The organism is Vibrio sp. CB1-14 (assembly GCF_040412085.2).
GTDB lineage: Bacteria > Pseudomonadota > Gammaproteobacteria > Enterobacterales > Vibrionaceae > Vibrio > Vibrio chaetopteri.
Genome location: NZ_CP115921.1, coordinates 1343714 through 1366336 on the forward strand (window position 1 = coordinate 1343714; position 22623 = coordinate 1366336).

Annotated in this window: 21 protein-coding genes and 1 tRNA gene; 5 read left to right on the forward strand and 17 right to left on the reverse strand. The window is 45.5% G+C overall.

Translation table 11 applies throughout. The features are described 5' to 3' along the window. Positions 1–31 precede the first annotated feature (31 nt). The gene (locus PG915_RS21840) at positions 32–1159 is read right to left on the reverse strand and encodes a cupin domain-containing protein (protein WP_353499091.1); all 1128 of its coding nucleotides are present in this window, start codon (positions 1157–1159) and stop codon (positions 32–34) included. 218 nt (positions 1160–1377) lie between these two features. Continuing rightward, positions 1378–1629, reverse strand: coding sequence for a DUF2999 family protein (locus PG915_RS21845; protein ID WP_353499092.1), 252 nt, complete (start codon positions 1627–1629; stop codon positions 1378–1380). Between the two features lie 641 nt (positions 1630–2270). Here PG915_RS21845 and PG915_RS21850 point away from each other — a divergent pair. Continuing rightward, complete coding sequence (locus PG915_RS21850) at positions 2271–3560, forward strand: outer membrane protein transport protein (protein WP_353499093.1); 1290 nt, start codon at positions 2271–2273, stop codon at positions 3558–3560. Between the two features lie 30 nt (positions 3561–3590). Then, positions 3591–6317 (forward strand): parallel beta-helix domain-containing protein, encoded by a 2727-nt coding sequence (locus tag PG915_RS21855; protein WP_353499094.1) that lies wholly within the window; start codon positions 3591–3593, stop codon positions 6315–6317. Positions 6318–6395: 78 nt separating this feature from the next. Here PG915_RS21855 and PG915_RS21860 read toward each other — a convergent pair whose 3' ends face one another. After that, positions 6396–6755, reverse strand: a complete 360-nt coding sequence (locus tag PG915_RS21860) for a glutaredoxin family protein (RefSeq protein ID WP_353499095.1) — start codon at positions 6753–6755, stop codon at positions 6396–6398. Positions 6756–6894: 139 nt separating this feature from the next. Then, positions 6895–8475, reverse strand: a complete 1581-nt coding sequence (gene norR, locus PG915_RS21865; RefSeq protein WP_353500188.1) for a nitric oxide reductase transcriptional regulator NorR — start codon at positions 8473–8475, stop codon at positions 6895–6897. Positions 8476–8771: 296 nt separating this feature from the next. Between norR and hmpA the strand changes: the two genes are divergently transcribed. Beyond that, complete coding sequence (gene hmpA, locus PG915_RS21870; protein ID WP_353499096.1) at positions 8772–9971, forward strand: NO-inducible flavohemoprotein; 1200 nt, start codon at positions 8772–8774, stop codon at positions 9969–9971. A 37-nt stretch (positions 9972–10008) separates the two neighbouring features. On the opposite strand, the gene PG915_RS21875 is transcribed toward hmpA, so the two are convergent. The 4 genes from PG915_RS21875 to PG915_RS21890 all read right to left on the reverse strand — a co-directional run bounded on the left by PG915_RS21875 (position 10009) and on the right by PG915_RS21890 (position 13031). Beyond that, complete coding sequence (locus PG915_RS21875) at positions 10009–10548, reverse strand: hypothetical protein (RefSeq protein WP_353499097.1); 540 nt, start codon at positions 10546–10548, stop codon at positions 10009–10011. Beyond that, positions 10545–11081: a YaeQ family protein gene (locus PG915_RS21880; protein WP_353499098.1), complete on the reverse strand. Its 537-nt coding sequence runs from the start codon at positions 11079–11081 to the stop codon at positions 10545–10547. The genes PG915_RS21875 and PG915_RS21880 overlap by 4 nt, the downstream gene beginning before the upstream one ends. Before the next feature lie 148 nt (positions 11082–11229). Next, the gene (locus PG915_RS21885; RefSeq protein ID WP_042497416.1) at positions 11230–11439 is read right to left on the reverse strand and encodes a cold-shock protein; all 210 of its coding nucleotides are present in this window, start codon (positions 11437–11439) and stop codon (positions 11230–11232) included. Between the two features lie 428 nt (positions 11440–11867). Continuing rightward, a complete protein-coding gene (locus tag PG915_RS21890) occupies positions 11868–13031 on the reverse strand; it encodes a threonine/serine ThrE exporter family protein (RefSeq protein ID WP_353499099.1) in 1164 nt (387 codons plus the stop codon). A gap of 462 nt (positions 13032–13493) precedes the next feature. On the opposite strand from PG915_RS21890, the gene PG915_RS21895 reads away from it, so the two are divergent. Both PG915_RS21895 and PG915_RS21900 read left to right on the forward strand, forming a co-directional pair. Next, positions 13494–13568: transfer RNA gene (locus PG915_RS21895), tRNA-Gly, on the forward strand. A gap of 227 nt (positions 13569–13795) precedes the next feature. Further along, positions 13796–13921, forward strand: coding sequence for a hypothetical protein (locus tag PG915_RS21900; protein WP_353499100.1), 126 nt, complete (start codon positions 13796–13798; stop codon positions 13919–13921). Between the two features lie 150 nt (positions 13922–14071). Here the strand turns inward: PG915_RS21900 and PG915_RS21905 are convergent, their stop codons facing one another. The 9 genes from PG915_RS21905 to PG915_RS21945 all read right to left on the reverse strand — a co-directional run bounded on the left by PG915_RS21905 (position 14072) and on the right by PG915_RS21945 (position 22618). Next, entirely contained in the window at positions 14072–15256 is a 1185-nt protein-coding gene (locus tag PG915_RS21905) for a hypothetical protein (RefSeq protein ID WP_353499101.1), read from the reverse strand. 37 nt (positions 15257–15293) lie between these two features. Next, a complete protein-coding gene (locus PG915_RS21910; protein ID WP_353499102.1) occupies positions 15294–16370 on the reverse strand; it encodes a hypothetical protein in 1077 nt (358 codons plus the stop codon). A gap of 223 nt (positions 16371–16593) precedes the next feature. Continuing rightward, a complete protein-coding gene (locus tag PG915_RS21915) occupies positions 16594–17436 on the reverse strand; it encodes an ion transporter (RefSeq protein WP_353499103.1) in 843 nt (280 codons plus the stop codon). Between the two features lie 221 nt (positions 17437–17657). Next, positions 17658–18866 (reverse strand): tetratricopeptide repeat protein, encoded by a 1209-nt coding sequence (locus tag PG915_RS21920; protein WP_353499104.1) that lies wholly within the window; start codon positions 18864–18866, stop codon positions 17658–17660. Between the two features lie 10 nt (positions 18867–18876). Beyond that, entirely contained in the window at positions 18877–19509 is a 633-nt protein-coding gene (locus PG915_RS21925) for an energy transducer TonB (RefSeq protein ID WP_353499105.1), read from the reverse strand. 3 nt (positions 19510–19512) lie between these two features. Next, positions 19513–19920 (reverse strand): ExbD/TolR family protein, encoded by a 408-nt coding sequence (locus PG915_RS21930; protein ID WP_042497468.1) that lies wholly within the window; start codon positions 19918–19920, stop codon positions 19513–19515. Between the two features lie 26 nt (positions 19921–19946). Further along, positions 19947–20474 carry a MotA/TolQ/ExbB proton channel family protein gene (locus tag PG915_RS21935; RefSeq protein ID WP_042497471.1) on the reverse strand — a complete coding sequence of 176 codons (528 nt, stop codon included), beginning with the start codon at positions 20472–20474 and terminating at the stop codon, positions 19947–19949. Between the two features lie 9 nt (positions 20475–20483). Beyond that, a complete protein-coding gene (locus PG915_RS21940) occupies positions 20484–21851 on the reverse strand; it encodes a MotA/TolQ/ExbB proton channel family protein (RefSeq protein ID WP_353499106.1) in 1368 nt (455 codons plus the stop codon). Further along, complete coding sequence (locus PG915_RS21945; protein ID WP_353499107.1) at positions 21851–22618, reverse strand: DUF3450 domain-containing protein; 768 nt, start codon at positions 22616–22618, stop codon at positions 21851–21853. The genes PG915_RS21940 and PG915_RS21945 overlap by 1 nt, the downstream gene beginning before the upstream one ends. Between the last annotated feature and the right edge of the window lie 5 nt (positions 22619–22623).

Sequence of the window (22623 nt, forward strand, 5' to 3'; positions counted from 1 at the left end):
ATGGCGTCCAAATCGGACGCCATTTTTGTTGTTAGTCGATGAACCAGTAGCCTTTATTAATGAGCTCAGTCAGAAGCGGTACCACGTGAGAGTTAGGCTCTATATCTACAATAACGTCACTATCTGTGAGGGCTCTTGCTAACCAAGTTTGCGCTTCTGGCAACTTGAACACTTCACCATTGATGTACACCATGGTCGGCTCTTCTTCATGTAACAGAGCACGTAATCCCGCCACTTTATAGATAGAACCACCGTTTGAAAGGTGCTGGGCGATATCTTCGGATGTCCACTTTTGTTCCGGTTCAATGATATTGAGCTGATGACGCGACTGACTAAGCATACAACCTAGAAAGTCTTTGATGGTCGACTCGTCTTGCAGTGCCGACATCAACATGTTTGTCAGCGTTTCTTTATCATTGGTGCTGATTTGACCGAAGTGCTTGGTAGCACTGAGAGTCGGCTTATCCATGTGCTTATCACCATAGTCGTGAGCTAACACATAGTCGGCGAAGTTGCTGATAAGTTCTTGTTCTTTTGGAGAACGAAAGCCAACGGAGTAGCTGAGCGATGGCTCAAGGGCGTATCCATCATGTGGAAAACCAGGTGGGATATAGAGTATATCGCCAGGTTCAAGCACATCGTCGATGATGGCATCAAAAGACTCAATTTGGCGCAGTGCTTCATGGCGCTTAGTTTCTTTGTATTGCCCAATATCTTTCGCGCCAACTCGCCAATGACGTTTTCCCATTCCCTGAACAATAAAGACATCGTATTGGTCGATGTGTGGACCCACCCCGCCACCTTGGACGGAGTAGCTCACCATTAAATCATCAAATAGCCACTGAGGGAGCGCTTTAAACGGCTCGATGAGTTCAGCAGCACCCGCATGCCAATGATTAGTGGCTTGCACAATTAAAGACCAGTGGCTATCTGCAAGCTCTGCGAATTTTTGTTCAGTAAACGGGCCGTGTTCAGCCTGCCAATTTTGATCAAGATTGGAGACAAAGCGAGAGTCGATCTCTTCTTCCATCGATAGCCCTGCAAGCTCTTCTGGCGAGATAGGATCCGTGAAAGAGGCGAATCCACCTTTAATAATAGTTGGCTGCTTTTGCCAGTATTGGGCAAGGAAGTCGGCGAGATTTACGGTTAATTTATACATAGGAAACTTAATTATTTACGAGTAACGGTTGAAAGCTGTGCGGATTCTAGCAACTTGGGATGGAGAAGTCGCCTTAGTTACCAACAGAAGGCCTAATAAGGCGGTTCTTGTTACCTGTATGATGTGTTGAGCTGTTTGGGTCAGCATCAAATTGAAACTATGGCTACAAAAAAGCCGAGGATAACGAATGTCACCTCGGCCTTTTTACGTCTCAGGCATTACTTGTTTAGCTGTTCTTTTGCCGCTTCAACTTTAGCAAAATCGAGGCCAAGCTCTTCTGCCGCTTCTTTGATGAGTGCTGGGTTTTGCATCACTTGATTCATCAATAGTTGAAGTTTGTCTTGAGGCAGGCCCAGTTGGCTAATGGTTGCCATGGCCGCTAATGGGTTTTGCGTTAGTGTCTCGAAAATCTCATTGATTTGCGCGTCACTAATATTGTTCTCTTTCAATAGGGCAATAATTGGATTCATTATCTTACCTTTGTTTTTACTTTTAGCCGTTGGGCGGACATTCTAGCACTAGGTGTTGGTCGAGAGAACCGTCAATGTATGCGCAGTGCATGAAAGCAGAGCTTTTAGTATTGCTCTAGCATGCTTGATAGTTGCTAGTGTCGTAATTTTGTCACGGCGAGTCATTATTTTGACACTGTATGGCGTTTAATAATAATCAAGGGTAGGTGAGCTATGTATTGAATTAGAGCCTTCTACTTTAGTAATAAAAATATCGTACGTTAAATGACTCAGAAAGCCAAATATGCGCATTCAGTTATAAAACGATGCTTGATAAATTGCAGGTTAGCCATACGGTAAAGTGCGATTCTGTTATTTTTTAATCCGTTAAATAATTAAATAACGAGACCGGCTTAACATTTTTGTAACATAAGACTAACTGGATTGGAATTTTCGCTCTAACTTTTTAGATAGTTTGCTCAATAGCTATTTTAAAGAGAGGTGACTCCCCTAAAGAATCATGTCTAATTGCACCCGTTTTATCTTGAAAACAGTGTGCATCAATATCTCAGCATAACAATGGAATGACTTCCTATCATAGTGTGTTTGCCCCAAAACGCACGGAATTTTTGCATCCTTATAAAATCATGGAGTAGATAATAATGGATAAAAGGTATGCGACGCTCTCCCTAGCCGGTTTGCTGGCAATATCCTCCACACCCTTGTGGGCTGCGGGCTTTCAGCTTGCAGAGCATTCGGCTGCAGGCCTTGGTCGAGCGAATGCGGGTGAAGCGGCGATTGCTGATTCAGCAGCAACGATTGCCCATAACAGCGCGGCGATTACTCGTTTTAGTAAAGCGCAACTATCGTTAGGAGCAGCCTATATTGCACCGCAAGTTCGTGTCACGGGTAATGGACCTTCTGAGAGTTTTAATCGACAGCTGACCAACAACGATGTAGTCGATGATGTCATTGTGCCATCAGCTTACTTTTCCATGCCTATAAATGAACAGTGGCATGTCGGAGTGGGTTTATTTACCGACTTTGGTCTAATGACTGAATATCCTAAAGACTATTTGGCCGGGCCTATTGCTGGCAAAACCAGCTTAAAAACGATGAATATTAACCCTAACGTTGCTTATAAAATCAATGACAGTTTTAGTGTGTCGGTTGGTGCGAGCGCAGTTTATGCTGATGCAGAACTGGAGCGAACCTTAGGTATATTAGCTGATGCAATTAATAGTCAGAATGGTACTAACTTTAATCGCACCGATATTGCAACTTCATTAAAAGGAGATGGTTGGGGGTATGGTTTTAATCTTGGCGTTTTATGGGAGCTAAATGAAAACCATCGCTTTGGGCTTAGCTATCGCTCGAAAGTCGATATTACCTTGAAGGGTGATTACACCACGGATGTTCCCAACGGCATAGTGACTCAGCCAGGTCAAACCGTCGGCGGTGAACTTGAACTTAATTTGCCAAGCATTGCTGAGTTTTCGGGCTATCACCAGGTTACGGAGCCACTTGCACTCCACTACAGCGTCGTAATGACTGGCTGGAGCACTTTCGAAGAAATTCGTGGCACGGTAGATGGCGTGACTGTGCTGCAAAAGGATGAAAAATTCGAGGACTCGTTCAAGTACGCACTTGGTCTTACCTATGGTGTTTCTTCTGCCGTCACGTTGCGCACGGGAATTGCCTTTGACCAAACCCCTAACGTCAATCATCCAAGCATTAGCCTACCGGACTCTGACCGTATGAACTACAGCGTAGGTGCTAGCTACGCGTTTAGTGATTCTACTTGGTTAGACTTTGGTTTCAGCTTCATCGACGCGAAAGAAACCACCTTTACTGAAGAGTTAGAGCCAGAAAATTTGCCTGGTACGACAGTGGATTTCAAATCTGAAGGCGACGCTTATTTGTACGCGTTGCAATTCAACCACCGTTTTTAATGGATGACGATTTTTGATAAGGAATGAATCATGATGTCTACGCTTTTAAGACCGCTCTCGCTAGCGGCAATGGTTGCTGTCATCCTTACCGGGTGTAACGGTGACGAATATGAAGAATCTCAGCCCACCGGCGCTTATGCTTTGTCTGACTATGGGTCACCAACGCATTGTGCTGATGGTATGGAGTGGGCGAGCGCAAGTGAAGTGACCGCCATTGAAAACCTCGTAGAACTAGCAGAAAGCAACAGCACTATCACGTTGCCTGAAGGCTGTTTCAAAATGAACAATCAGCTTACTGTTGATTCGAAAGACAACCTAGTGCTCAAAGGGGCGGGGATAACGAAGACCTTTTTGGATTTCTCTAATGTAGATGGCAAGGACGGCATTGCAGTCAGTGGCGGTAGCAATATCGTGATATCTGACTTGCAGGTGTCTGAAGCGTCGAAAAACGGCATCAAAGCGGACTCTGTCGAAGGGCTGATTATTCGTGATGTCGCAACGGTATGGCTGGAAGTACCCCGTGAACGAGATGAAGATGGTTCACTGCGTGGCACGTACGGTATCTACCCTGTGAAATCGCAAAATGTTTTGATCGAAGATACATGGAGCTACGGCAGTGCCGATGCAGGTGTCTATGTGGGGCAAACCATTGGTGCCGTGGTGCGTAACAATGTGGCTGAGAAAAACATCGCAGGTATTGAAATTGAAAACAGCTCGGGCGTTGATGTATACGGCAACCTTGCAGTGGGTAATACCGGCGGCGTCTTACTATTTGATTTGCCTGGTGCAACCACTATTGGCCGTCTAGTTGATGACGTAAGGGTGTTCAATAACACTATTCGCGACAATAACTTAGTTAACTATGTTGATACAACCTGTGATAAAGGCGTTGGTGGTTGTGGCGTGGTGGGTATCGTACCTCCCGGTACAGGTATAGTGATTTTATCTGGCCGTAATGGCGAGTTCTTTAACAACACTATCGATAACCACGACTCAATGGCTGTGGCAATGACCAGCTACTTGTTGGTGAATGACAACCCAGAAGCGTACGTGCCAAGCTTTACTGGCCCAAGTAGCTCTGAAGGAGCTGCGATTTTACAAGGTTGGAACCCAGTACCGACAGGTATGTACTTCCACGATAATTCGGTTACCAATGTGGGCATGAACCCCAACGGTGCCCTCATTGATGATATGGTGCTGGCGTATTCACTTGAGCATCAAGCGTTTCCTGCCGTTTTCTATGATGGCGCCGGTGAGTCGTTGGTGCGCTCGCAAATGTTTACCGAGCTGCGCGATGCGCTTAATGGCACATTTGGTACTGACCGCTGGAACTACTTAACCAATTTTACGGACGCAGATTCAAACTGTGTCATCAACAATACTGGAACCAGTGTTGGTGTGCTGGTGGATCACTTAGACCCAACAGCAATAGGCCGATACTCAGAGAACCCAGCAAACGCAGATTTCCTCTACCAGAACCCTCATACGTCACTGCTGCGCGGTGGGTGTGATGTTAAACAGCCTTTGGCTGTAAACACCGTAACCATTGATGGGGTGGAATATGGTTGGGGCATTACGGATGCAACGCCAGATGATGGAGATTCGGGCTCAGGTAACAATGGCATAGTTGGTAATGAGATGTGTCGTGCTAATACGGCAGGTGATATTAATTGGGCTGCACTGACTCGTGATTCTGCAAGCTTTGCCGAAAACTGTACGAATCTCTCTGACTATCATCTATTCGCTGATGCTAGCGATCCGACTAAGAACCTTAACCTTGCGACATCAGGTAAAGGTACGTTGTATGAAATGAACGTTGAACTGTTTACAGATTACGCTCGCAAGTATCGCTATGTGTTGATGCCAGAAGATGTGTCGGCGACCTACCGTTCTCAAGAAGTGTTCGATTTCCCAGTTGGTACGGTACTAATAAAAACGTTCACATTACCAACGAGTACTGATAATTCGATTGGCGAAGATGAAGAGTTGATCGAGACTCGATTGTTGATTCGTCGTGATTCAGGCTGGGTGGCACTGCCATATGTGTGGAATGAAGATAAAACGGACGCCACACTCACCGCAGTATCTGTACCATTTGAGCGCACTATTGAACATAACGGTGAAAACTTGGCATTTACGTACGAAGTACCAAGCCGTAATGAGTGTACTTTGTGTCACAAAGTTACCGAAGATGTGGCGGATCCTGTAGGTAGTACCCAAGCGGCAGGCTTCTCACCAATTGGACCAAAAGCACGCAATATGAACAGTGTTCGCTCTGTATCTTTAGGTAATCCGATTAACCAACTATTGCACTGGGAAAACTTGGGATTGGTGAGCTTACCGGATACACCGAGCAACTTACCGGCAGTACCAGAGTTTGATACCGAAGCCGGGGCAACCAATTTAACTCCAGCCGAGCTAGAAGACTACGCCAAAGCTTACTTAGATATTAACTGTGCGCATTGCCATCGAACAGAAGGTAAGGCGGCCAGTAACCCATTTAAGTTGGAATATTGGCGAGAAGGTGTCGGTCAAATGGGATTGTGTGCGCGTGGCATTACGTTCCACAAAGGGCCTAGTCCTTATGTAGTGATGCCAGGGGATGCCGACAATTCGGTTCTGCATTATCGAATCAACATCGATAATGGCAACATGATGCCTGAACTTGGTCGTCATGTCGTACACAAAGAAGGAGTGGCTTTGGTTGCTGACTGGATCAACTCTATCGACCCAACAGGATGGGATTGTGTGGAGTAAGTCCGCCAACACTCCCTAGAAAAACGCCCGGCAACATGGCCGGGTGTTTGTTTATTCGGTGACGAGATTCAAAGTGGGTTAGGCAAATTCTTTTTGCAGGTAACTCACAATGTCCGATGACTCATACATCCATGTTTCTTCGCCATTTTCGACGATTTTCAGACATGGCACTTTAACTCGACCGCCGCCATCTAAAAGCTCTTCTCTAGCAACAGGATCGTTTTTCGCGTCTTTTAATTCGATATTGATAGATTGGCGTTTCATTTCACGGCGAACTTTGACACAAAATGGACAAGCTTCGAATTGATAAAGCTGCATCGCCGATGCTTTGGCATCAGCTTGTTGCTGTGCTTCACTGCTGCGTTTTACGCCGCGTGGTGAAAACACAAAGTTCAGCAATAGAATGATTTTGCCTAAAATAATGCGGATGAACTTCATAACTACCTTTCTTTGGGATTTGTTGAGCTTATAGTTGTTATCGTGTTTTTGTTTCCAACACGTACAGCGCCAAATCTTAACACCTCTTTTACTTTACCGATACGTTTAGTCTCTCGATAAACCCATTCGCTAAAGCAGTTTACTCCCTAGATAAACTATGACGCTTGGTGACGCTAAGACCCAAACGCTTAGACAATCGGATAAGATTGGCACGATCCGTTTTGAGCTCGCGTGCCGCTTGAGCCCAGTTGTAGTCTGCACTGACTAACGCATTTGATATCAATGCTCGTTGATATTCTTCCGTGGCCTCGCGGATTCCAGCGCTCTCTTTTGGAAGCTCAATAGTCGTTGCTTTGGTTTGATTTTGTGGTGGAAGTGCGTCATCAAATTGTCCACAGTCATCGATGGTGACGGACACAACCGCTTTTCCCATCGAGCGGGCTTTTGCTTTTAGGGCCGCACGGTTTATGACATGTTCAAGTTCGCGAACATTGCCTGGCCATGCGTATCGGTTAAGGTGAGTAACGACATTCGGGTTGAGTTTGATCTGGCTGATCCCGAGTTTTCTGCGCACTTGTTCTAAGAAAAAGCCGGTTAGCAGTTCCACATCACCAAGACGTTCTTTTAGTGGAGGAACGGAAATCGGGTAGACGCTGAGACGGTGGTAGAGGTCTGCGCGAAACTTGCCATTTTCCACTTCTAACTTGAGGTCTCGATTGGTTGCCGCCAACACGCGGACGTTAATTTTCTGAATCTGATCTTTACCGACAGGTTGGATCTCATTGTTTTGTAGAGCGCGTAAAAGCTTACTTTGTGCGGCCAGTGGCAATTCCCCAATCTCATCGAGAAACAGGGTGCCACCGTCTGCGAGTGCAAACTTACCTAGGCGGTTTTTATCGGCGCCTGTAAACGCTCCTTTGACGTGGCCAAACAGTTCGCTCTCAATCAGGTTTTCTGGGATGGCCGCGCAGTTCACGTAGACCAAAGGTTGTTGTCTTCGGGTTGATTGGTAATGCAGCGTGCGCGCAACCAGCTCTTTGCCAACGCCTGTTTCACCATGGATCAAAATGTTGAAGTCGGAGGGCGCGACGATCTCAATATCAGATTTAAGCGCTCGCATTGGCTCACTGTTACCGATCATCTCTCCTCCGTCTCGCTCCCAAGCTTCCTCATTGAGCTCTTCGAGAAGTTGCTTCGATTGCTTTGCTTGATATTCTAGCTGAGAGAAAGTGAGTGCCATTTTCAACGTAGAGGCGGCGATAGCAGACAGAACTTCGAGATTTCTCGTTGGAATACTATGAAAGACATTCGGTTCTAGGCTATCTAGCGTTAGCGCTCCCAACATTTTTTCGCCAAAAATCAGCGGAAGCCCCATACAAGAGTGCATTGGCAGGTCGCCGTGATGGTCAATCAATAGACCATCAAAGGGGTCGGGCAGCTCACTATCAGCATCAAAAATCACTGGGCTACTAGCGGCGCAGATTTCAGCGAAACGCGGATGCTCATTAATGACAAAGCGTCGTCCTAATGTATCTCGAGCGAGCCCCTGCATCGCCAGTGGTACTAGCGTGTCTCCCTGCAATGAAAGCAGCGCTACACAATCACAGCGAATGGTTTTCCTGATAGTATTGAGCAGCGAATCGAAACGTTCTTGATCGTTGTTGCTGCTAGCGAGACCAACGGTTAGGTCGATAAGACTTGAGGTGGAGATATCTTGCATGTGGGATACGACGTTGTAAATGAGTATGGTTGTCATTCTAGTGTCATTTGGACATAAATGGAAGTAGTCATTTTGACTCAATTTAGAGTCTAAATGTTCTTTAAAACCAATGAATACCGATGTTTTTATACTTGGCACGAACTCTGCAACACACTGTCTGTAAAATCAGATGTGAACGCGAATAGTTCACTTTTAAATATAAAAAGCGTGCTGCGTTAGCAGGAAACACGTGAGACAGCCAGTCTATTATTATATCTATAAATAAAGTCGTAATTTAAAGCCTTCTAGGGAACACTATGCTAAGTAATCAACATATCGAAATCATCAAAAGCACTATTCCTCTACTTGAGTCAGCTGGACCTGCTCTGACTCAGCATTTCTATCAGCGAATGTTTGCTCATAACCCAGAGCTCAAAGACATTTTTAATATGACTCATCAAAAGTCGGGTCGTCAAAGCGTTGCTTTGTTTGAAGCGGTAGCCGCTTACGCTAAGAACATTGAAAACCTCGCTGCTTTGTCAGCAGCAGTTGAACGTATCGCGCACAAGCATACGAGCTTTCACATCAAAGCTGATCACTACCAAATTGTTGGGCACCACCTCATTGAGACATTGCGTGAACTGGCGCCAGAGGCGTTCACTCCGGCTGTAGAGGAGGCTTGGACAGAAGCGTATCTATTTTTAGCGCAGATCTTTATCGATCGCGAAGAAGAGCTTTACCAATTGCGTGAAAAAGCACTGGGTGGTTGGCGCGGTACTCGTCGATTCGTCGTCGTCGAAAAAACATCAGAGTCTAAATTAGTCACGAGTTTTGTTCTTGAGCCTGAAGACGGCGGCAAAGTACTCGATTTTCAACCAGGTCAGTATCTGGGAATTCAAGTCTCACCAACGGGCAGTGATAACGTGGAAATTCGACAATATTCACTTTCTCAAGCACCAACGGGCACAAGCTACCGTATCTCTGTGAAAAAAGAGCAATCGAGTGAGCATGCTGATGGTTTGGTCTCTAACTATTTGCATCGTGAGTTAAATGTTGGTTCAACACTAGACGTTATGCCACCTGCTGGCGACTTCTTTTACCAGCCGTCTGATGCACCTGTGGTACTTATTTCTGCCGGTGTGGGCTGCACGCCTATGCAAGCAATGCTACAACAAATCGGTAAGCAAGATTCTTCCCAGCAAGTGACTTACTTACACGCGTGTGAAAATGAGCTGCAGCATTCGTTTGTTGATGAAACGGCGACAATTTTGGCTGCAAACGGCTGGCAACAACATACTTGGTATCGTGAACCACAGGACAAGCATGAAGCGACGAATTGTCACAATGGGATGATGGATTTATCAGCTATCAAAGATTCTCTACCAGTTCATTTTGGTGAGTTCTATCTTTGTGGACCAGTTGGCTTTATGCAGGCCGTGGTGGCACAGCTAGAAGCGATGGATGTGGAGCGCTCACGTATTCACTATGAAGTATTTGGTCCACATGCAAACCTATAACGCTTAGCCTAACTTGTCGGCTAGTTCAATTAGCCGGCTAGTTAAACCATTTTTCAAACCACCTCTCCCAACCGGATGACGGTGGGTTTTTTGATTCAAATTCGCGAAAGCCCTGATAGTAGCTTTGGTTGAATGCTATACGTAAGTCATCGATACTTTTTTGTGTTAGAGGGCTGAGCGTTTCGCTGGTCTGCAGGGCGTGATCATTGGCGAGGCTAAAGTCCATTCCCAAGTACCCTTGGATATAGACCCAGATATGGGTTACTAACATCAGCTCTTCAACAACAGGGAGCTTAAATGCACGGGCATGCTCACTGCCCACTTGTTGCTCAATAGCAGATTGCATCGCCTGAACTTGATTAAGATGTGCATTGAGAGAGGAAAGCGCTTCTACATTAAGTTTGGTGAATAGACCAAGTAGTAAACCAGAAGGGGCATGATCGGGTTTATTCTCTTGTGCTCTAGCGAACAAAAGGTTTTCTCGCTCGCACAAGTTATTCAGAGCTTCTTGGTGCGTCGCTGCAATGCTAAGCGTGTCGGCCTTAATGTCGTTCAGTGCTTCCCTCAGTTCAATCATTTGTCTTGCAATTCCTCTACAGTGACTTCTACTGAGCCACTCTCCGCATCAACAAATAGGGAGGTTCCGGTAATCATGACAGAAAGATCCATTGTTCGAGTAACCAACCCAGTCAGTGATTCGATAGACTCATTATCGAAGCGATAGACGCTAGCATCTAAATAGCCAAATTTACCTTGGTTTTGTTGCCACCATACATCGCTTTTGGTGTTGAAGCTGTAAACCTTGGTTTTCTTAGAGAGTCGAGTGGCTTTCTTAACGCGATCAACATCTGGCTCACCAATATCAATCCAAACCAAGGTTTGATCATCGAGTGATTTTTCCCAAATGTCCGGCTCTTCAATGGTCGATAATCCTTTGGTGAACTGAAGGTCGGGAGATGCGTTTAAGCAGAATGCCATCAGTCTTGCCATCATACGTTGCTGATTTTCAGAAGGGTGCAGGGCGACGGTAAGGTTGAGAGAGTCGTAGTAGTCACGATTCATGTCGGTCAAGGCAACACGAAACTTATAAATGGTTGGTTTTAAGGCCATGAGAATGCTCAAAATTTGTGAATATCGTTTGACTCTATAGTACGCGTCTCACCGCAAAAGGGTACTAACAAAGTAGGGGATTGGGACTAACTGATACAAAAATAGCCAGCAGAGCTGGCTATTTATCAAACGTTACTGGAAGTCAGTCTTAAACTGGAACGATTTCTTCAGCTTGAGGGCCTTTTTGGCCTTGAGTTACTCGGAACTCAACTTTTTGGCCTTCAGCAAGCGTACGGAAACCGTCTGCTTTAATGTTGCTGAAGTGAGCGAAAACGTCTGGACCATTTTCTTGTTGAATGAAGCCAAAGCCTTTAGTTTCGTTGAACCACTTAACTGTACCAGTTACTGTGTTAGACATAGTTATATCCTAAATTTTTTACTATCTTGTTTCTATTGCCAATCCGGCAGCTATAGCGTGGAAAATGAAATTGCTATTGCGTACAACGCGTCGGGGGAATCACGAGAATTCAACGAATGCTTTTTGTATACAATGGAACTTTTTTTCTAGCCAGTAACGAATATAAGCGACTTCTTAGGCAAGTCAAAGAGTGGTGAATATATTAATGTTGAATATTTGATGTGTAGCTCGTTTTTAGATGGCACTTTCATGACATTTCAAACAGATAGCTAAATTTTTGACGCTGGATCAACATCTGAGTAGGATGTGTAACATATTGATATAAAACATTATTTAGCGACTCGAAATAATGTTTTGTAAAGATTGTGCAAACAATACGATTATTTTGAAGTGCTAAAGGTTTTTATAGAATTACCAATTAATTAGGCCTATCTCTCTATTTTTGGCGAGTATATTGAGTATGCGGTAATTTGACCAGCCACAATAGCTGAAAACATAAATAATGCGGATAAACCGATATTAGGGATCGGTAAAATCGATTGCTCAAACACAGATTGGCTAGCGCTCACCATAACACGGCTTCCTGGTACCAAGATAATGATGCCCTGAACAATGTAAATGGAACCCGTGAGATCAAGCCTTTTGGCAACCCAGGTGCCATATAAAGTGATGAGCACCGTAGTGACCCAAGTGCCCACAACCCAGCCGCTATCAAACCCTAAATAGAACGGCCCCCACATGCCAAGCACGGCTACGGGTAGTCCCAGTAGAATGTCAGTTGGGCGGGCGTTAAAAATGACGCCAATGGAGGTTGAGATGAGCAATAGCCCACAACAATGCAGCCATAGCGGGACTTCATTGGTGTAGGACAGAGACTCTGCTTGCCCCCAAAAGGCCTCACCAATATTGAGCCCCATCATCACACCGATAAACAATTTTATGAGGGTGAGGGCGCTTTGCCCCAAAAGAGCGGTACCCGAGACTAAGTCATTAAATGCCAAACACTCAAGTGAGTTGGCGATAGATAAACCGGGCACAAACAAAACGACACTCGCAATACATAACGCCCATATGGGAATTGCAGCGCCGGTACTGGCGATAAATGCCACAAGTACCCCGGTGAGTAGAGCTGAAATGAACTCGACCGCGATAGAGTTGCGCCCACGATAAACAAGCTGACACACCCAAACCATCAAACCTAACAACATAGAAAATGCAATGGCTTCCAACGTGCTGCCTACCAGCATGAGATAAGCGGGTGGGATCCCCATATTAGCCAGGGCGACCACCCACTTTGGGTAACCGACCGGCTCTGGAACCGGCTCATTGCTTGGCTGATTGATTCGAATGATAGTGTTGGCGAGCAAGCTAAGGTTGATGGAGGCGGGTTTTAATCGCTTTAGTACAACCGTGTTGTCTTTATCTGGAAATTGATAGTTGATGGCGGTTGGGGTGGCTTGCACCATGACATCGATGCCGTGTTTTTGCGCGTAGTATTGCGCGTACTTTTCCACTTTATAAGGGGCACATCCACTGCGGTGAAGTGTGTCGCCGATATCTACGATTTTTTTAATTGTTTGAGTGGAAGGCATAGGTTCGTCTAATCAATGTCGTGGTGCCACTTCGGTGGCGTAAAGGTACCAAAGCTTCAAGGGTTTTTCGATAGTTAATATTCAATTTGCTATCAATTTTATTCACTGTAACAGAACGCATTGCAGCAGTCAGATGGCGAACCGCAAACGTTTCAATGTCTTAGAAAGCTGATTGATAACAAACGATAGGTAGACTTGGTAGTCGCTATATTTAACACGCTTCTCTAACTATTGACTATCAGATTTAATTTCGATTTGAAGAAGTACTATTTATACGAGCGAACGGTTCTTCGCTTCGAAAAGGAAAAGTGAGATTTACCTCTCACTTTTCCTTTTCGTATCAGTGTGATAGTGCAATTAAGAAGCAAATCGAAGCAAAGATGCGCAGTTAACCCAGAATGTTCAAAAAGAGGCTTTTCTTTTCTATCAGATGTGGCATATTAACTCTCGTCCCACGATGATGCGTGCATCGTATAATGGCTATTACCTCAGCCTTCCAAGCTGATGATGCGGGTTCGATTCCCGCTGCACGCTCCAATCCTTATCTGTAGCAAACTCATTCTTACTTTTTAGAGAAACGCTTTGATGCGTGCTTTGTCGCATCTGCAGTTTTCTGACTCTTCGAAGATCTTCGGGCTACTGTTGACACATATGGTTGCTGTTGTCGTTTTGACCTCTACTCTCTTCGAACGGATTTTACAACCATTGGTGGCTCAGATTTCTATAAAAATAACGCTTATGGGTCGGGGAAAAGCAATATTACTATGCACGAGTTGATTGCAAGTTATCAGGTTAACCCACGTTTGAATTTTCGCTATTTTGCAAACTTTAGTGATGAAGTGAGTTTTCGAGATGGCCAGCATCGCCTTGAATTTAACTATCAGTTCTAGCTTAGCCGTTTAATTGTTTCATACTCGAAGCCCCCTATGATGGGGGCTTTTGAGCTTTAGTAGAAAGTAAAGCTAGCGTTGTTATGGAAAGGCTTAAGCGTATTTAATGTCAATTGAAAAACCATTCCATAAAACCTTCAACCTTATTCTCTACTGCGGTTCTTCATCGTTGGACTCACTTAGAGCAGCCCAAGATGGTGTGTAGACTTCTGAATGATGGTCAATAACATATCCGCCAATGAGTGAGTTCGAATCTGATTCACCATAACGACCGAAACAGCCACGCTGAACTGCTAAACCTGCATCGCCAGCCCAGTCGAGCGAACCGCGCGTTTCCAGGTCGCCATCTACATCGAAAGATGAAGAGTTTGAACACTCCATTTCACCAGCAGAAAGATTGCCCGAAACTTGCGCTGCACTGTTCTGGAATACGTTGAAGCGTCCATTTCCTTCAGTACCCACAGTCACGTCGCCTTGAACATAAAGGTGAGAGTTGCCCCAGATATCGACAAAATCGGTAACTTGTAGTGAGTTTGCCTCTATCGATGAGCCCCTAGAGGCGTATAGGTCGTCTGCTACTAGAACACTACCTTTGCTGTGGACGAATGAGCTGCCTATGGCTTCAACGGTATCGTAAGTGGCTGTGTCAGATTGGATAACTAAAGTGGAGTTTCCATCGGCGACAACTTGGAAAGCATTTCCTATTACCGCACTTCTAATATCAGCCGATGCGTTGCGATTAAGTAGAAGAGATAGATTGTCGATAGATCCCGAGTTAATACGTAGATATGAGGTGCGTATATAGATATTGGGATCATACTCGTCGCCACTAATTACTGGCGTAGGCAATGTAACATCCTCTAGTCGCAAGTTAGAATTGTTGCGTACAAACAGGGTTCCCTCCAATGTAAGGTTAGAAAGACGAACGTTGGACTGCGCATCTATAAATAGGGACTCCCCGTCCATATCTTCGCCTTCAGTAATACTAGCGCTCCCCGAGCCGTCGATTCTTACGTCTGCGCGAGCGATTTCAGCTCCTTCACAAGAACCGGAAATCAAATATTCCATCTGTGCATTAGAATTACGTGAGCCTTCAAGCGCTTCGACCAACGCTTTAGCGTTTTCGGAGCAATCCACTTCAACAGTAATATAGGAATCTGACTCAGAGCCCTCTAGCGCCGTTAGTCTAGAATCGAGTTGTGAGAAGTTTTCGTTCACTTCACTTGCTAGAGCTGGTGAACCTGCGCTGAATGTGTTGGGTACAGCGGCAAAAGTGCCAACTGCGATGGTGTGACTGAACAGTGTTGCCAACATAAGTTTGTTTGAAGTTTCCATGATACTTATCCTTAAGGTTTCTAATCTTGTTTTGTCGCTACTGCCAGGTTGCGTCGTTCCAATTGGTTACGTTCCACGTGAGGTCAACGTTGTTGTCACAGGCATCACCGAGTCCATCTTGATCAAAGTCCGCTTGGTCTTGATTGGCGACAGTTGTACAGTTGTCGGTGTCATTTGCGATGGCATCATTGTCGGTATCATTGAGTGACTGATCATCTTCGTTGTCACCAAGCCCGTCGTTGTCATCATCGAACCATTCCGTAGCGTCGTTGGGAAAGCGGTCGATGTTATTTGCGTAACTGTCGTTGTCACTATCGTTGGGGTAGGGATCATCTTCGTTGTCACCGAGATTGTCTTGGTCGCTATCCACCCACTCTGTTGGATCTTGGTCAAAAGCGTCGATAGAATCGGGAATCCCATCGCCATCACTATCGGTTGGCGGGACCTGTGGTGGAATCGCGGCCAAATCCTGCTTGATCTCTTCGACCGTTTGTGAGTCAGAGACCGTATCGAGGATCTCTTTTATATCTTGATTCACAGCGGTCACGACGAGCTCAAATTTTGAGGATTCAGTCGAGGTCTGGTCTGCAGCTTCGGCAAGGTCATCTGGTGATTCAGGTAGCGCTCCCATACTGACGATTTGTTCTGCTGCATACGCTGCTTTTGGTTTACCTTCGCCTGCAATAAAGTCTCCTAAAACATCGTCAGACTCTATTCCCAACTCGTTAGCAAGCTTTTGAACCGCATCTTCTTTACTAAGTGAAGGATCTTTCTTCATCGAGTTATGAACAATGGTGGTCAGAGGCGTTACCGCGCTTTCTCCTGCAGGTGCTGACATCACAAAAGGTTCGGTTACTTCACCTTCTGTTTCATCGATGGCAGTGACGCTGTAAGCGTCTCCTGCACTAACATTACCGGTAGAATTGTTGTTGTCGCTATTACAGCCATAAATAGAGACGGTGAAGAATAAGCCTAAACTGACCTTGAATATTTTCTGCTTAATATCGTTATCCAGTTTGTTGTGGCAATATAAGTGATTAGTACAATTGATCAGTTTGTCAATAAGGAGGGGAATTGCATACGGTTTGAGTTTGTAAATTGTTCCAAAGATCACATTCGGTGCAGTTCTAAACAGCAGCTCGATTAAATAATCAGGTAGAAAATTTAGAGTAAATTAGTTGTCGTCACGTTATTAAGGTTGAACTGTTCGTGATATTCCTCGTTTATACGTTCGAAGAAGTGCGTTAACGGTTTAAAAGTTGCATGCAAGGATAAAAGAACGGTTGTCGTGTAAAATAACTTCTGGATATTAACTCGCGAAAACAGAGAGATTGACCTTATTGATGGGGCTTCGATTTCAACAGCGCTTTTATCTCCTCTAACTCTTGATGCAATGATTGTACTTGTTGGTGAGTAGCAAATATCTGTCTTGTTTGGTGATCGGCTGTGAGCTGCGGTAGTTCGGATTCATTGTCTTTTTCAGCTAGTGCATGTTCTGCTGTCATAGTCTCAATGACAACACCTATCATCATGTTTAAAAAAACAAATGCGGTCAGGAAAATAAATGTTAGATAGTAGACCCAACTGATGGGGTAGACCGCCATAGTTTCGTACATGACATCTGTCCAGTCTTCAAAAGTTGCAATACGGAAAAGGGTGAGCATGGATATGGATACATCCCCCCATAGTTCTTCGTTGATGTCGGAAAATACCAAGCTACCGATGACAGCATAAATGTAGAAGATGATAAACATTAGAACGGCGATATAGCCCATTTTTGGGATCGCCTTAAATAATGCGTTAATAAGTAATTTAAGCTGCGGTACGGCAGAGACTAAACGTAATACTCGAAATACACGGAGGAGGCGAGCGATTAAAATGCCTTGTCCCGCCGTCGGTATTAAACTGCCGATAACAATAACGGTGTCAAAAAGGTTCCAACCACTTTTAAAAAAATTGAGCTTGTTTTGGTATGAGAAGAACTTGATGATTATTTCAATCAAGAAGAATAGCAATATGAAAACATCGAGCCATTGAATTGCTCCGCTTAAAGCATCGGGTAGCTCAAACGTTTTAGCGCCGATGGTCAACGCAGCAAGTATGATCACAACTACAGTAAATGCTTGGAAGTACTTATTGTTGTTAATCGCGTTTAATTTTACATGCAAAGAGGAGAGCATAGATATTGCTCCTTCATATCTGATTATCACTTGTTACGTAAATGTTATGCCCAACACTGCGATTTTCGCTAGAAAATAATTGCGACATTTTATTAACAATTTGAAACTGACGTCAGATTAGAAGAGAAAAAAGGGAAGCCGAAGCTTCCCTAAACGTGCGACTGACTCACACTTAACCAAGAGAAGAACACAACCATCTCCTCTCGATATTCTAATCAGTCTTATTGCTCCAAAAAACTGATCCAAGGGCTGACCGTTGGACGAAGCTCCTTTGAGCTTGCGGCCTTTTTCATTGAGTTGAGCGCGAGTTTTGGCTGTTTCATCTCAAAGTGTGCCATTCCTTTTATGTATTGCAGCTCTGCTACTTGATCCTTAGTTGCGTTAGGCGCATAAGTCTTAGTGTATTCAGAGGCGACCTTATACTGTTTGTCTTGAAGCATAAGACGAGCAATACGGATTTGACTCTTGGCTGTTGGGCTCATCTCGTACGCTTGTTGATAGGCCAAAATCGCTTGGTCTACCTCTTGCGCTTGATGATAAAAAGACGCGAGCTTTTCAACATGCTTTTGCGTTTTCTCTATATTTCCTTGTTCCATCGCCAGCTTAAGTGTTTTCGCTGCTCGGTAAGGGATGCCCTGATAAGCCATAAAGTTGACTAGCCTTAAGTACTCCTTTTCACTTTCCAGTAGGTTGAGCTCGTAAGCGGCTTCTAGTGCTGCTAGTGAGTTTCGATCCTGGTTCATCTCCATGTAGATCCCAGAAAGCTGCATCCAATAACGCTTCTTCTGTGGATATTTGGAAGTGAGTGTCTTGAGTACACCTGCCGTGCTCTTGTACTGCTTAAGTTCATAATGAGAAGCAAGCAGTAACAGATACCAAGACTCACTCGGTTCTTTGGTCATCGAGATAGCTTTTTTGGTCGGTGGAATGGCGTTTTTGTAATTCCCCATTTGCACATAGGCACTTGCCAGTGTGATATAAGCATGAGCGTTTGGCTTGTCTTCAGTGGTTTTCGCCACGTCAAACCAAGCCTTCATGGTATTGACTGATTTTTGGTACTGCTCCTCGGCGAGATAGAGCTGAGCCAAACTGTAGCGTACTTGCTGCGCGACAGGCACGGGTAGGGCATTAACCTCGAGTGCTTGAGCAAAGTAGTTCGCCGCTTGTTTGTAGTCTTCACGAAGTGAGTACAGAAAACCCATCTGTTGTAGTAAGACGGCTCGGTCGTACTTTTTCTTCTTGGTAGACTCAATGGCACTTTCTAGCTTTTCTATGGCGTAAGTGTATTTTTCTTCTGCGATCCATTTTTGCACCTTGTTAACGGTACGAAATGTCTTGTCGGAAAGCTGAGGTGGATCCTGAGCGATAGCTGGGCTGCTTAAACAGCCCGCTATAAGTAACACAGAAGCCAATTTTTTGAACGTATTCATGTTCGACTCCTTAGTTGGTAGAAAACTCAATTTCTTGTGACATACGAGTACTGACCGCCTGTCCATCGATTTGCTTAGGTTTGAATGTCCATTTAGCGATAGTCTTTTTGGCAGCGCGGCCGAGGCCTAGCTTACGTGGGTTTTCTTTGAGGACTTTGACATCTTCAACCGTGCCACGTTCGTTCACAGTGAACTCAACCAACACCACTCCTCTTTCTATTCCAGAACGCGCTGCTTTACGCGGCATTTGCGGCTGGAACGTGGCCAGAGGTACTGGACCGTTATTGCCAAGAACTTGAGCTCCACCGCCTTGGGTGTAGTGACCCAACACAGAACCACCAGTGACATTCACAGGCAGATTTAGGTTAGGCATATCCATAGCGATCTGCTCCATCACAGGCTTGACCGTCGACGCCACTTTCATTTCTGGTGGCGGTGGAGGGCGTTTCGGTGGTGGTGGTTTTGGTAGTTCTCGTTTTTTCTCCTGTACATTTTCTTGCGGTTTAACGCGAATAAAATCGACCATACGAAGATCGTCACTCGACGCTAACTCGTGGCGCTCTTTGTTTACCAGCTTGTCCATCCCCCAGAAAAGTCCGAGGGCGACAACGAGCGCCAGTGCTACAGAGGCCAGATAACGCATAGGTTACCCCTTATCTGTAGCGGCGATGGAGATGTTTTCTACCCCAGCCATTTTTATTTGATCCATCACTTTAACCACGACACCGGCACTGGCTTCTTGGTCTGCTTGGATCACCACTGCACCTTCCGGACTTTCCGCTTTGAGTCGTTCGATGTTCGCGCGCACTGCATCGACTTCGATACGGCGCTTATCGACCCAAACATCGCCAGCTGCACCAATGGCAACCATAATGTTACCGTTTTTCACCACCTGCGCCGTGTTAGCGCTTGGCCTACTGACTTCGATACCAGCTTCTTTGACGAAGGAAGTGGTAACAATGAAGAAAATCAACATGATGAAAACAATGTCTAGCATTGGCGTCATATCGATCGCTGCTTCTTCATTGCTTTCGCTGCTATAGCGTCTTTTCATGACCTATATCCTTATAATTCCGTTTACTAAGCGACATGTTTTAGCTGGTCTTCCAGCTTTTGTGTGGTCACTTTTGCAAGATGATCCAATCGAGTGCTAAAGAACAAACCAGACAGAGAAGCGACCATTCCCGCAAGGGTTGGTATGGTTGCTTTTGAAATGCCTGAGGCCATGGCTCGCGGGCTTCCTGTGCCTACCACAGCAAGGATGTCGAACACGTGGATCATGCCGACAACCGTACCCAGCAGACCAAGCAGCGGACATAGTGCGATAAGCACTTTGACGACCGGCAGTCCTTTCTTGTTCTCAATATCCTGACGTGAAACAAGCTCTTGGCGGATCATTTTTGCGTTCCAGCTTTGATGCTCGGAGCGTGCAGTCCATTCCGCGAGTGTTTTCTTTGCCATTCGCGGAGCAACGGCTAAGAAATAAAACCAGCGTTCAAGTAGCACACTCCAGAGCAAAAAACTGAGAATAAAGATGGCGAATAAGACATCACCACCCATTCCTAAAAAGCGTCTTATCGACTCAAATTCTTCGACTAACCACCACATAGTCGCTCCTTATGCCTCTGACGAGTGCAGTTTTTCTTGGTAGCGAGCAATAAATCCAGCGCTTTGCTCTTCGAGTGTCTGAACCAGTCGACGTGCTTTACTATGGACTAGGGTGTAGAAGAACAGCAGTGGGATAGCGACAACGAGGCCAAGCATAGTGGTCACGAGTGCTTCTGAAATACCGCCGGCCATCAGCTTAGGATCTCCTGTACCGAAGAGTGTGATGGCCTGGAACGTACCAATCATACCCATTACTGTACCCAGTAGGCCGAGTAGGGGAGCAACGGAAGCAAATAGCTTAATTGAGCCAACGAAACGCTCGATTCGCGGTGCATTGCGCATAATGATCTCATCCAGTTTCGCTTCTAGATCTTCAAGGTTGCTGCCTTTATGTGATTGGTATGCTTCGATAACTTCGCCAAGAGGGTTACTCTTTAGTACTTCCTCAGACTTCGCTTGTTTACGCATTTTACCGCCGATGACTAGAAGGCGTAGGTAACAAGCGACCGCAATTAAGGCACCAATAAGACCCATACCCAAAATGATATAGCCGACGATGCCACCTTGATCGACGCGCTCTTTAACGGTTGGGCTTTGCACTAATAGTGAAAGGATCACACCACGTGATGGGTCAACAAACAGCGGTTGATAACTGTCTTCAGTGCTTTCAAACGGTGATACAAGGGTAGTGATGTTGGTAGATGGCTGACGAGACAGCTCTTCAAACTTGCCCGTTTGTGGAACGTACGTGACGTACTTACCGTCAGCGATAGCATTGAACTCACCCACTAAAGTGACGTCAGTTTGTGCTTCGTTACCTTCACCATAAACCACGGTGGCGTTAGCCTTTGATGTTTCACCAGAGGCCACAATTTGCTGAAGAATGGTGTACCAGAAACCTTCAAGCTCGGCTGTCGATGGGAGCTCTTTACTCTCAGCGAGCTTTGTCAAGAGTGCACCACGCTCTGGGAACTTAACCGCGTTTTGAGAGGCGTTAAATAGCCCTTTAAACTCACCCGCGTACTGTCTAAGGACACCAAACATTTCACCGAGAGTGCCTGAACGTTGGCGAAGAGTTTCAGTGAGCTCAGTGAGGAGGACATCGTTGTTATCAAATGTCGCTTTAAGTGTGTCGCCGCGAGTCGTTTCTTGCGCGAGTTGAGCTCGGGCTTTTTCAAGTAGCGCCTGCTGGTTATTTCGATCGGCTAAGAACTCTGCTTCACGCTCTTTGTTCTCTTTAGATTCTAGCGAGCTTTGCGATTTAACCGTTTTTAGAAGCTCGTTCATGGAAATCGGTTTGGTTTCTGCGCTCGCGACGCACGGCAAAAGCAATAGGCCAGAGAGCACAAGTGAGGCCATAGATTTAAATGCAGTCATTATTGTTTCTCCCCGGTGTAGATTGGTAGCTTGATCAGTGCTGGTGGCGCTTGCTTCTTAGCAACGCGTAGACCTTGTTGAACTGCGCCGCGATATTGCTCTGGGAGTGCCTCCCATTCGCGAGTTTGCTGATTCCACATGCCGGTTTCTAGACCGTCTGGAGATTGATAAAGAAGCGCTGTGCGACCGATGCGTAAAAAGTCATAAGTGACGACTTCGCCATCGCGCTCGAGGCTGGCTTTGTAAGATTCGATTGAGCGCGAGAAGCCTTCTTCAATTTGGTAGGCTTCCATTACCTTACGGTATTTCTCTGATGTCGTAACATCAGCACGATCCATTAGGCGTTTAAGCTCGGCAACACGTTTGCCACGCTCTTCGATTTGGAAGGGGAGGTCGAGCTCTATGAAGTCTTCGAGTGCTTGCACCATATTCAGCGTAAGCGGGACGACTTCCATTGCGGTTTGGTCAATTTGAGAGATCTGACTGTTGAGTGAGTTAATCTCGCCTTGTTGTGAGTTCACCATCTTTTCGATTTGCTGGTTATACGCTTTCATGCTGTCGATTTGACGCAACAAACCCTTGTATTCTGCTAGCATCGAGTCGGTATTTTCCGCGTATTTGTCGATTTTTGCCTGCGATGTTTGCGCGTTTTTGTTCGCTTTTGCTTGTGTAGCGACGACTTGGCCACTATCCGCAGCGTAGCTGGTTCCACCAATAGCGAGCATGGCTATGGTGAGACTACTCAGCGCGATATCCTTAATCTTCATGTGTG

Coding starts and splice junctions, on each gene's coding strand:
- PG915_RS21840 (WP_353499091.1), bottom strand. CDS start 1,159: ATGTATAAATTAACCGTAAATCTCGCCGACTTCCTTGCCCAATACTGG.
- PG915_RS21845 (WP_353499092.1), bottom strand. CDS start 1,629: ATGAATCCAATTATTGCCCTATTGAAAGAGAACAATATTAGTGACGCG.
- PG915_RS21850 (WP_353499093.1), top strand. CDS start 2,271: ATGGATAAAAGGTATGCGACGCTCTCCCTAGCCGGTTTGCTGGCAATA.
- PG915_RS21855 (WP_353499094.1), top strand. CDS start 3,591: ATGATGTCTACGCTTTTAAGACCGCTCTCGCTAGCGGCAATGGTTGCT.
- PG915_RS21860 (WP_353499095.1), bottom strand. CDS start 6,755: ATGAAGTTCATCCGCATTATTTTAGGCAAAATCATTCTATTGCTGAAC.
- norR (WP_353500188.1), bottom strand. CDS start 8,475: ATGCAAGATATCTCCACCTCAAGTCTTATCGACCTAACCGTTGGTCTC.
- hmpA (WP_353499096.1), top strand. CDS start 8,772: ATGCTAAGTAATCAACATATCGAAATCATCAAAAGCACTATTCCTCTA.
- PG915_RS21875 (WP_353499097.1), bottom strand. CDS start 10,548: ATGATTGAACTGAGGGAAGCACTGAACGACATTAAGGCCGACACGCTT.
- PG915_RS21880 (WP_353499098.1), bottom strand. CDS start 11,081: ATGGCCTTAAAACCAACCATTTATAAGTTTCGTGTTGCCTTGACCGAC.
- PG915_RS21885 (WP_042497416.1), bottom strand. CDS start 11,439: ATGTCTAACACAGTAACTGGTACAGTTAAGTGGTTCAACGAAACTAAA.
- PG915_RS21890 (WP_353499099.1), bottom strand. CDS start 13,031: ATGCCTTCCACTCAAACAATTAAAAAAATCGTAGATATCGGCGACACA.
- PG915_RS21900 (WP_353499100.1), top strand. CDS start 13,796: ATGCACGAGTTGATTGCAAGTTATCAGGTTAACCCACGTTTGAATTTT.
- PG915_RS21905 (WP_353499101.1), bottom strand. CDS start 15,256: ATGGAAACTTCAAACAAACTTATGTTGGCAACACTGTTCAGTCACACC.
- PG915_RS21915 (WP_353499103.1), bottom strand. CDS start 17,436: ATGCTCTCCTCTTTGCATGTAAAATTAAACGCGATTAACAACAATAAG.
- PG915_RS21920 (WP_353499104.1), bottom strand. CDS start 18,866: ATGAATACGTTCAAAAAATTGGCTTCTGTGTTACTTATAGCGGGCTGT.
- PG915_RS21925 (WP_353499105.1), bottom strand. CDS start 19,509: ATGCGTTATCTGGCCTCTGTAGCACTGGCGCTCGTTGTCGCCCTCGGA.
- PG915_RS21930 (WP_042497468.1), bottom strand. CDS start 19,920: ATGAAAAGACGCTATAGCAGCGAAAGCAATGAAGAAGCAGCGATCGAT.
- PG915_RS21935 (WP_042497471.1), bottom strand. CDS start 20,474: ATGTGGTGGTTAGTCGAAGAATTTGAGTCGATAAGACGCTTTTTAGGA.
- PG915_RS21940 (WP_353499106.1), bottom strand. CDS start 21,851: ATGACTGCATTTAAATCTATGGCCTCACTTGTGCTCTCTGGCCTATTG.
- PG915_RS21945 (WP_353499107.1), bottom strand. CDS start 22,618: ATGAAGATTAAGGATATCGCGCTGAGTAGTCTCACCATAGCCATGCTC.